The sequence below is a fragment of the Dehalococcoides sp. genome (assembly GCF_041654235.1).
GTDB classification, from domain to species: Bacteria; Chloroflexota; Dehalococcoidia; order Dehalococcoidales; family Dehalococcoidaceae; genus Dehalococcoides; species Dehalococcoides mccartyi_B.
The window spans coordinates 22598-31338 of record NZ_JBAZDW010000012.1 but is presented as its reverse complement, the minus strand read 5'-3'; the positions used below and the strand labels follow the sequence as shown (position 1 = coordinate 31338).

Sequence of the window (8741 nt, the reverse complement as noted above, 5' to 3'; positions counted from 1 at the left end):
TATCAGGGTAAAGATAATCTTGTTTACCCCACCCTCATTGTGCTGTATTACTATGGTTATCTTCTGGATACCTTTATCAGTAATACTCTGGGTATTGGTAACTACATCCCAGGGTATACCGTAAATCTTGTTTTGTACCAGGTTTCCATCACGGTTATAAGTGCAGATAGTGAAAGCGGTATCAGACGGGCTTAGGAATACATAATCCGCTACTGAGCCATCTTCAGCTTTCAGGTATGAAAAGCTTTTCAGCTGCTCCATGGTACTCTTGGCGTAACTTTCAGAAGTAGTGCGTACGTTAGCTATAGATACCGCTTTTACGGCCGTATTAAGGGCAGTCAGAAAAGCCACGCCTATCAGGCCTATTAGAGCCAGGGCAATCAACACTTCAATCAGGGAAAATCCCTTCTGACGCCTGAGCAGCTTTCTTCTCATTTTATTTTATCCTTAGCCTATTTGCCCGTACAAAGAGTACATGGAAGATACCAGGGCAACGGCAATAAAGCCTACTACCAGACCGATAGCTACCGTCATAACAGGCTGTATCATGCTAATAGCCGCACTTATGCGGTCATCGGTCTCAGTATCATAAGTGGCGGATACGGTAGCCAAGGTGTCGTCCAGTTTACCGGTTTCCTCACCCACGCTTACCATCTGAACCATCATGGGTAAAAAGAGGGGATTTTTAGTCATGGGGCGGGAAAGTCCCTCACCCCTTATCAGGTCATGCTGTACATCTGCCAGTGCATTGCTGATAAGTTTGTTGTTAGCTGCGGCGGTGGCTTGGTTCATAATCTCAGGCAAAGGGAGGCCGGCTTTAAACAGCAACGACATGGTCTGGCAGGCGCGTGAAAGTTCTGAAAGGAGCAGAATCCGCCCGATCACAGGCAGTTTCAGAGCTATGCGGTCTCTATGGTATCGCCCCATGGGTGTGCGCATATAAATCACCAGTGCGGTTACCGCTATTATGAAAATCCCAATCACATATAGACCCCATGACTCAAAGAAGTCACTCAGGCCTATAAGTATTCTGGTTGGGGTGGGCAGTTCAGTACCCATCTGGGAGTATAGACTGGTAAAAGCCGGCAATACGAATGTGACCATAAGCAGCAGCACCAGAATACCTACCACGGCAACTACACCGGGATAAGTCAGTGCGCTTTTAACCTTCTTTTCAGTTTCTACGTTTCGCTGTACAAAGCTAGCCAGATTCCGAAGCACTACTTCAAGGCTGCCTCCTTGTTCGCCGGCAGCGATTACCCTGTGGTACAGAGGGGGGAAAGCCTTGGGGTGTTTGCTCATGGCTAGAGAGAGCGAACTGCCTCCCCGGATATCATTTACAATCTCGCCGATAATCTCACGGAAAAGTTTATTGGTAGTCTGTTCCTGCAAGAGTTCCAGAGAAGTCACAATATCCGTGCCGGATTCCAGCAGTAAAGCCAGCTGGCGGGAAAACAGAATAACTTCTCTGGGTTTTACCTTTGAGAAGTTAAACGAACCGGCCGTATTGAAAAAAGGTGTAAGGGGTTTGATGCTTAAAATCTGGTAACCGCTGTGACTCAGCAGTCTCTGGGCTGCTTCCATAGAAGTAGCCGGGATTTTCCCCTTTACAAGCCTTTTATCCTGCCCATAAGCTACGTAATTAAAATCCATTTATTCACCTCAATACTGCTCCTCCGGTGAATAGGCACTACGGAGTACTTCGGAGGGTGTTGTAACATTATCTTTAACCTTTAGCATACCATCTTTCATCATGGTAATCATGCCGTCTTTGATAGCTTGATTGTGTATTTCTGAGGGCGAAGCTCCGCTCAGCATAAGCCGTCTGAGCTCGTCACTTATAGACATTATTTCAAACAGGCCCACCCGTCCCAAATAGCCGGTAAAGGCACATGATTTACAGCCGCTACCATATACAAATTTGGTTCGTTTTTCCCCAATTTCACGTTCATAGGCTACCTGCTCAATAACCGGTACCTCAATAGTGTGCTGGCAGTACGGGCAAACCCGCCTGACCATGCGCTGGGCTACTACTCCCACCACGGCTGAGGCAATAAGGAATGGTTCTACCCCAAGGTCTATCAAGCGGTAAAGAACGCCGGTAGTATTATTGGCGTGGATGGATGAAAGCATAAGGTGGCCGGTAAGGGCTGCCTGAACGGCTATATTGGCCGTTTCCGAATCACGTATTTCGCCTACCAGTATCACATCAGGGTCAAGGCGCAGTATAGAACGCAGACCGCTGGCAAAGGTAATGCCGGCCTGCACATTTACTTGTATCTGATTTATATCTTTAAAACGGTATTCTGCCGGGTCTTCTATGGTAATAATATTCTGGCGCATGATGTCCAGCGAATTTATAGATGCATAAAGGGTAGTGGTTTTCCCAGCGCCGGTAGGGCCGCTGATAAGTATCATGCCATAGGGTACTTTGAGCATCTTGTTGTATTTTTCCAGGCTTTCGGGTAAAAAGCCCAGCTGGGAAAGTTCAATAGTAGCCCGGCTCTTATCCAGCAACCGCAAAACAGACATTTCCCCATTGACGGTAGGGGCAGTTGCCGCCCGGATATCTATCTCCCGTCCGCCGGCATTTACGCTAAACTGACCGTCCAGAGCGTGGAAATGGTCTGCTATGTTCATGTCACCCAAAATTTTAATTCTGGAAATGATAGCCCGGTGGGCGGTGATAGGCAGTGACATCATATCCTGTAGAGTGCCGTCTATGCGGAAACGCACCCGCAGGCGGTCTTCGTTGGGTTCAATGTGTACGTCTGATGAGCGGGCTTTCACCGCTTCTTCAATAATAAGATTCAGGGCCTGGGCTAGAGGTGCGTCAATAGCCGCATCAATAGCCAGACGGTCATCTGTAATTTCACTGGGAATAGACATGCGGGAGAGATATTTTTCAATATCCCCGTAGCCTTTGTAGTTAAAGTCTATAGATTCGCGTATCTCGCGGGCGTCTGCCGGTATTGGCTTGATACGACGTTTGGAGTGGGCGGAGAAAGCTTCCAGTGCCAGAATGTCAGACGGATCAGCCATAGCCATTTCAAGGGTATTGCCCACTATATTTAGAGGTATAGCGGTATAACGCCGGGCAAGCACCTCAGGGATAAGTTTAAGTGCTTCGGGGCGTGGTGACTGACGCAGGTCGGTTATAGCAGGTTTGCCATTTTTGGATTCGGTTTTAGCCGAAGTTTTTACAACCTCTTCGGCAGTAGTTATAGCGGCACTCTCTTCAGTGGAGATAGGGATAGGGTTAAGTTTTATAAGTTTAACTTTTTGGGCATCAGCAAATTGCTGGGCATCAGGTGTTATTTTGGCTGTGGTAGCGATAACTTTGTCAGATATGCCGCAGTCAAAGGCTTTGGCATCAAAGAGAGCCACATCCTGAAGTTCCAGAGCAGGTTGCTTCTTTAAAATATCTATACCTAAAGTGTAGTTTTCGGTGTTAATATCACTGGCCACCACATCAAAAACATGGGAAATGCCTGAACGCCCTTTGATACGGGCATTCTCCCTTATGGTGTAGCCCAGATTGGTCAGGGCCTTAATAAGGTCTTCGCGAGAGGAGATGTTGTTCATGCCTTCCAGACGGTTGGGGCGCTTGGTGCTGGTAATCAACAGATCTTCCAAACGGTCCTCGTCAAAGACTTTTATCCGCTGTTTTTCAGCCAGATTGCGGGTTTCCGGGGTCAGTTTGGGTATGGCAATCAGGATACGTTCATTTATGCCAGTATCGAAGGCTTTGTTGGCAAAGTTGAAAATAGAGCTGCTTTCTTCCTCCTGGTTTGAACCCAGAATTATACAAACAGCCATAGTTCTGGCGGTAAATCCATCATTTCGGCGGGCTACGATGTCAAAGATATGCTCTATACCGGATTGCCCGGTTATTTTAACATCACTTTCCACCTGGTAATTGTGGCTGGACAAATAATCAGCCACTCGTTTGCTTACCAGTTTGCGAAGTTCTGTATCTTTCACTTTGTTTTGTAACATTCCCAACCACATTTCAGCTAGTTTATTGGCTTTTATTCACTTGATTATAACATCTTACGCATAATACATATAAAGGTGCAACTATTTGTCAAAAATAAGCCATATTATATATTTATCAGGCCACAGCGTATAGCTACAACAACCGCATGTGCCCTGTCATTGGCATTTAATTTGCGTAAAATGGCGCTGACATGGTTTTTTATGGTTTGCTCGCTTATTTCCAGATTGTTGGCAATTTGCTTGTTGGTATTGCCGTTGGCAATCAAGGTCAATATCTGTTTTTCACGATTGGTCAAGGGGGCAACAAAACTAGAGGCATCTTTACCCAGCATGGAGACATCTTGAAACTGGGCCAATACCTGTTTAGCCAGGCTAGGGCTACCCATAAGGCTTTCATTGATAGGATACTCACCCCGGTTTGCCCGGCGGATAGTTTCAATAAGCTCTTCAGCAGTGCTGCTCTTTTTCAGACAGGCTACAGCCGCTGTTCTTATGCATTCAAACAGTTCGGTATCATTGGGGTTTGGGGAAAGGATAATAACCTTGGTATTGGGGAAGGTACGCACAATACGCCGCCCCAAATCCAACCCGCTGTAAGCGGTCAGGTCTGAACCCAGCAAAACTACATCAGGCATCTTGGTTTCAACCTGTTCCAGGGGGTCTTTGTGAGTGTCTGTTGCCAATATCTCAAAATTATTGTCGGACAAGGCCTGGGCAACACCCGCTCTGAAAAATGGTTGCTCATCTATGACCATTACCCTGATTTTACTGTTGTCTTCCATCGCTTGCCCCTTCTTTTAGCTCTGAGTTTCTTTCAAGAGTTTGGTCTTGCCTGCCCGTTCCAAAAATTGTTCCACGTCTTCCTTACGGAAACGGCGGTCACCTCTGGCTCCAATCCGATAGGATTTAAGTACCATCTGATTGCTCCAGCGGCGTACAGTATTTATATGCACATTCAGCATATGGGCTACTTCGCTGGTGGTCAGCATGGGGGAGACTATATTATCTTCATGATTTGTCATGGCAGTCCTTTCTTAAAGTATCTTAACCTAACTATTCAGAACTATACATTATATAAACTCTACTATCCAATCCCCCGAATGTACTAACCTGTATAGGAAAATAGTAATATAAGTTAAGATAACTTAGGGAAGCCAAAAGGTGTATATTTCCTATAATGACGGAAACAGACAAGGATTTCAACCCCTTGTTTGAAGACAGAGAAAGTTTGCAGGGAAAAAATATTTGCAAGATGCTTAAGATTTTAACTGTTTCGGATTGCTATCTTTTTAAAAACTGCTTCGTTATAATTTGTGCACGGGTAAATAACCGGGTTTGACCGGCCGGGAGTCCTCAAATAGAGGCCGGCCAAGAAGGGGATCTTACTGGTGCAAACAGAAAGACACCTGGTTGAGCTTGCTCAACAAAAAGATGAGCAGGCATTTGCCAGACTATATGAGGAATATTTCGATAAAATTTATCGCTATATTGCTTTGAAGATTGGCAACAAAATGGAGGCCGAGGATTTGACCCAACAGGTCTTTATGAACGCTCTCCGGTCTATGTCTTCCTTTAAATGGCAAGATAATACACCATTCTCTGCCTGGCTATACCGTATTGCCCATAACCAGATAGTAGACTACCTGAGGAAGAAAAGCCGCCAGCCCACGGTGGATATAGAGATAGTTGCCCCGCTGGCTTGTGCCGATGACCCGGTGGAAACTACCGAAGTAAATATAGACTATGAGAAGTTTGTGAAGGTATCTGCCAAACTTACCCCCGCCCAGCAGGAGGTAATTTCCCTGCGGTTTTCTTCGGATTTGCCTATCGCCGAGGTGGCCAAAATAATGAACAGAACTCCGGGTGCGGTCAAGGCGCTGCAGCACAGTGCGGTATCCTCACTCCGCCGAATGCTCTCTGGAGCGTGAATGAAATGAATGTAAAAAATAGCCCTGAATTTAATAACATCCTGAACGAATGTCTGGACCGTATTCTTATAAACGGGCAGGATTTGGAAAGCTGTCTTCGCCTGTATCCTGATCAGGCGGTAGAGTTAGCTCCTTTGCTCAAAACCGCTATCGGGATTGAACGGGTTGCCGGCAGATGTACTCCTTCGCCAGTATTCAAGGCCAGAGCCCGCTATGAATTTATGTCTGCTCTGAAAGAAAGCAAACATAGAAAAGGCTTTTTCGGGTGGCGGCTTAACTGGGCAACCGGGCTTGCCAGCGCCCTTATGTTCCTTTTTGTTTCAGGCGGAGGGGTTGCGGTAGCTGCTTCCGGCAGTATGCCTGACAGCCCGCTATACGGGGTGAAACTGGCAACCGAAGAACTCTGGCTGAATTTCTCCTTTGGCGAAGAGGGTAAAATAAACGCTATGAACCAGATAGCTGACAGACGGGTTGCCGAGATAATCTATCTGGCGGATACGGATCAGGTTAATCTGTTAAGGCAAACCAATGACAAGCTCAATTCCGCTCTATCTGTTATGGCAAGTTTAGTGGGGCTTGAAAACAGTGTGATGTCAGCGGCTAACCCTCAAGACAGAGATGATACTGCCTTGACTGCACCAGTCACTGCACCTCCCAATAAAAACCTCGGGTTAACTGAAAATTCAGGCGGCAGTGCCAATACTACCCAAAATGGCATTATCCTTTCAGCCATTGCCAACCAGAATGCCCTTAATCTGGCTCTGGAAAGAGCTTCCGATGATGTACGCGAGGATATGGCCTGGGTGGTTGCCAATGCAATTGCGGCTTACCAGCGGATATTAAACGCCATGTATATTCCCTGAAGGCTAAGCCAGACGGCGGATTTTTATCCGGGGCAGCCAATACTGAACGTCTTCACGGTGGCAGAGTTCAGTACCGGGAGTCATTACGGCGGCTGTGCCCATAGCTACCCCTAAACGGCAGGCTTCTTCCAGGCTGTCTCCGCGGCGGAGTGATATAGCAAAACCGGCCACGGTTGAATCCCCTGCTCCCACCGTACTTTTTACCCGCACATAAGCCGAACTTGCCTTTATTACTTGCTTTCCGTCACAGGCTATCAGCCCCTTTTTACCCATGGAGATTACAGCTATTCCTGCCCCCATCCGGACTATTTCTTTGGCAGCCAGTATTATTTCAGCCTCAGTCTCCAGTTTTCTGCCCAACAGTTCCTCTGCTTCGCGGATGTTGGGCTTGACCAGACAGGGTTTAGCTTTCAGCCCTTCCCGCAGGTATTTACCGGTGGTATCCAGTATGGTTTGTTTGCCCAGTTTGCGGGTGTGGCTGATAAGGGTGAAATAGACACTTGACGGCACTCCCGGCGGCACGCTTCCCGACATAACAATCAGGCTGGAAGCAGCACTTTCCCTCAGCAGGTCTTCATAAAACATTTTTAGTTCAGGCGGAGCTATTCGCGGACCGGGGGCGTTCAGATTAGTCTGGCGGCGGGTTTTGGTATCGTAAATTATAAAACAACTGCGGGTAGGCTGGCTTATGGGGGTAAAGTGATATTTTAGCCCTTGCTCTGTCAACAGGGTTTCAATTTCCCGCCCTTCCTCTCCCCCCAGCAAACCGCAGGCAATTGTATCAAACCCCATTTCGTAGACGGCACGTGAAACATCTATCCCTTTGCCGCCGGCATATTTGGACATGCGATGCCAGCGGTTGGTTTCATATAGTACCAAACCATGCACATCTATATGCTTGTCCAGGCAGGGGTTTAAAGTAACCGTGGCAATCACAGGTCTTCACCCGGTCGGTATTCGGCATACCAGTGCTGGCTGGGATTTATAAAATTACCTGTTTTCAACCCCAGCTTCTCATACCATGGCCGCCCCCCATTTTCGGCTATCTGGCACAGCCGTTTAAACCTTTCAACAGCTATACGGTTTATGAAATCCTGACGGTTTGCCGGATTGGTTATCTCCAGAGCCTCCTGCCAGACTGCCCTCCCGGCCAGAAAACCGGAAGCTCCGCACTGGCAGGCTATTTCCAATTCTCTCACATACAGGCTGAAATCTGCCCCGGCTGAGAGTATAGCCCAGGGTACGGGACAGAGAGAATCCAATTTCCGGGTAGATTGAAATGCCATGTCTTCGGTCAGGCTGAAGCGGAGATCAACGGGGAACTCCACTTTCAGTATATCTATACCCAGACCGGCCAAATCCGCTACGGTTGAGAGTACCAGATCCGGTTTATTTTTAGCGAAGAGTTCGGCATTTTTCAGTTCCTGCCCTATGGGGTAGGTGACAGGTTCCAGCACCAAGGGGATATCCAGTTTGCTGCATTCATCAGCTACTCTGGATACCAGAAGCTGTTGTTTCTTGGCTAAATCTTTTAAATCCGGGCGGTAGTACAGCAGGAGCTTAACGGCGTTAGCTCCCAGCAGTTTTATCTTGGTCACCCCCCAGTTTTCCAGAAGCTCGGTAGTGCGGTATTCGGCTTCCCCCGCATAACCGCTTGATTCCAGGCTGACTAGCAAACCACACCCGGGCAAAAGGGCATTTTGAGACAGGCACTCAGGCAGTCCGTAAAGTGGGTCAAGCAATATTGCACTGGCCTGACCGGAAAAGGCACGGCAAAGGCTGAGTTTGAAATCAGCCAGATTGCGGTAGCATTCTTCATCTGTGTTTTTGGGGCAGAGGTGCTTTTTAATTGAGCCGCGGTGGTCCATAGCCGCAATCTCAAATACGCCTCTGGGGCTGGCCAGAGCAGTCAGATTAAGCAGTTTGCCGGCGCTTATACTCATCTTAGAGC

9 protein-coding genes are annotated in these 8741 nt (G+C 47.6%); 2 read left to right on the top strand and 7 right to left on the bottom strand.

The features are described from left to right. The 5 genes from WC259_RS02825 to WC259_RS02805 form a co-directional block, all read right to left on the bottom strand. The coding region (locus tag WC259_RS02825; RefSeq protein ID WP_372643090.1) for a prepilin-type N-terminal cleavage/methylation domain-containing protein at positions 1-435 on the bottom strand (435 nt) is incomplete at its 3' end. Positions 436-447: 12 nt separating this feature from the next. Continuing rightward, entirely contained in the window at positions 448-1653 is a 1206-nt protein-coding gene (locus WC259_RS02820; RefSeq protein WP_015407199.1) for a type II secretion system F family protein, read from the bottom strand. 9 nt (positions 1654-1662) lie between these two features. Then, on the bottom strand, positions 1663-3999 hold the full coding sequence (locus WC259_RS02815) for a GspE/PulE family protein (RefSeq protein ID WP_011309710.1): 2337 nt from the start codon (positions 3997-3999) through the stop codon (positions 1663-1665). A gap of 104 nt (positions 4000-4103) precedes the next feature. After that, positions 4104-4781 carry a response regulator transcription factor gene (locus WC259_RS02810; RefSeq protein ID WP_011309709.1) on the bottom strand — a complete coding sequence of 226 codons (678 nt, stop codon included), beginning with the start codon at positions 4779-4781 and terminating at the stop codon, positions 4104-4106. Positions 4782-4796: 15 nt separating this feature from the next. Next, positions 4797-5021: a helix-turn-helix domain-containing protein gene (locus WC259_RS02805; protein ID WP_011309708.1), complete on the bottom strand. Its 225-nt coding sequence runs from the start codon at positions 5019-5021 to the stop codon at positions 4797-4799. Positions 5022-5387: 366 nt separating this feature from the next. On the opposite strand from WC259_RS02805, the gene WC259_RS02800 reads away from it, so the two are divergent. Further along, complete coding sequence (locus WC259_RS02800) at positions 5388-5927, top strand: ECF subfamily RNA polymerase sigma factor, BldN family (RefSeq protein ID WP_011309706.1); 540 nt, start codon at positions 5388-5390, stop codon at positions 5925-5927. Positions 5928-5932: 5 nt separating this feature from the next. Further along, positions 5933-6790, top strand: coding sequence for a DUF5667 domain-containing protein (locus tag WC259_RS02795; protein WP_011309705.1), 858 nt, complete (start codon positions 5933-5935; stop codon positions 6788-6790). Positions 6791-6793: 3 nt separating this feature from the next. On the opposite strand, the gene pfkB is transcribed toward WC259_RS02795, so the two are convergent. Both pfkB and WC259_RS02785 read right to left on the bottom strand, forming a co-directional pair. Continuing rightward, complete coding sequence (gene pfkB / locus WC259_RS02790; RefSeq protein WP_015407197.1) at positions 6794-7726, bottom strand: 1-phosphofructokinase; 933 nt, start codon at positions 7724-7726, stop codon at positions 6794-6796. Next, entirely contained in the window at positions 7723-8733 is a 1011-nt protein-coding gene (locus tag WC259_RS02785; RefSeq protein ID WP_015407196.1) for a tagatose 1,6-diphosphate aldolase, read from the bottom strand. Before WC259_RS02785 ends, pfkB begins: the two co-directional genes overlap by 4 nt. Positions 8734-8741: the final 8 nt, after the last annotated feature.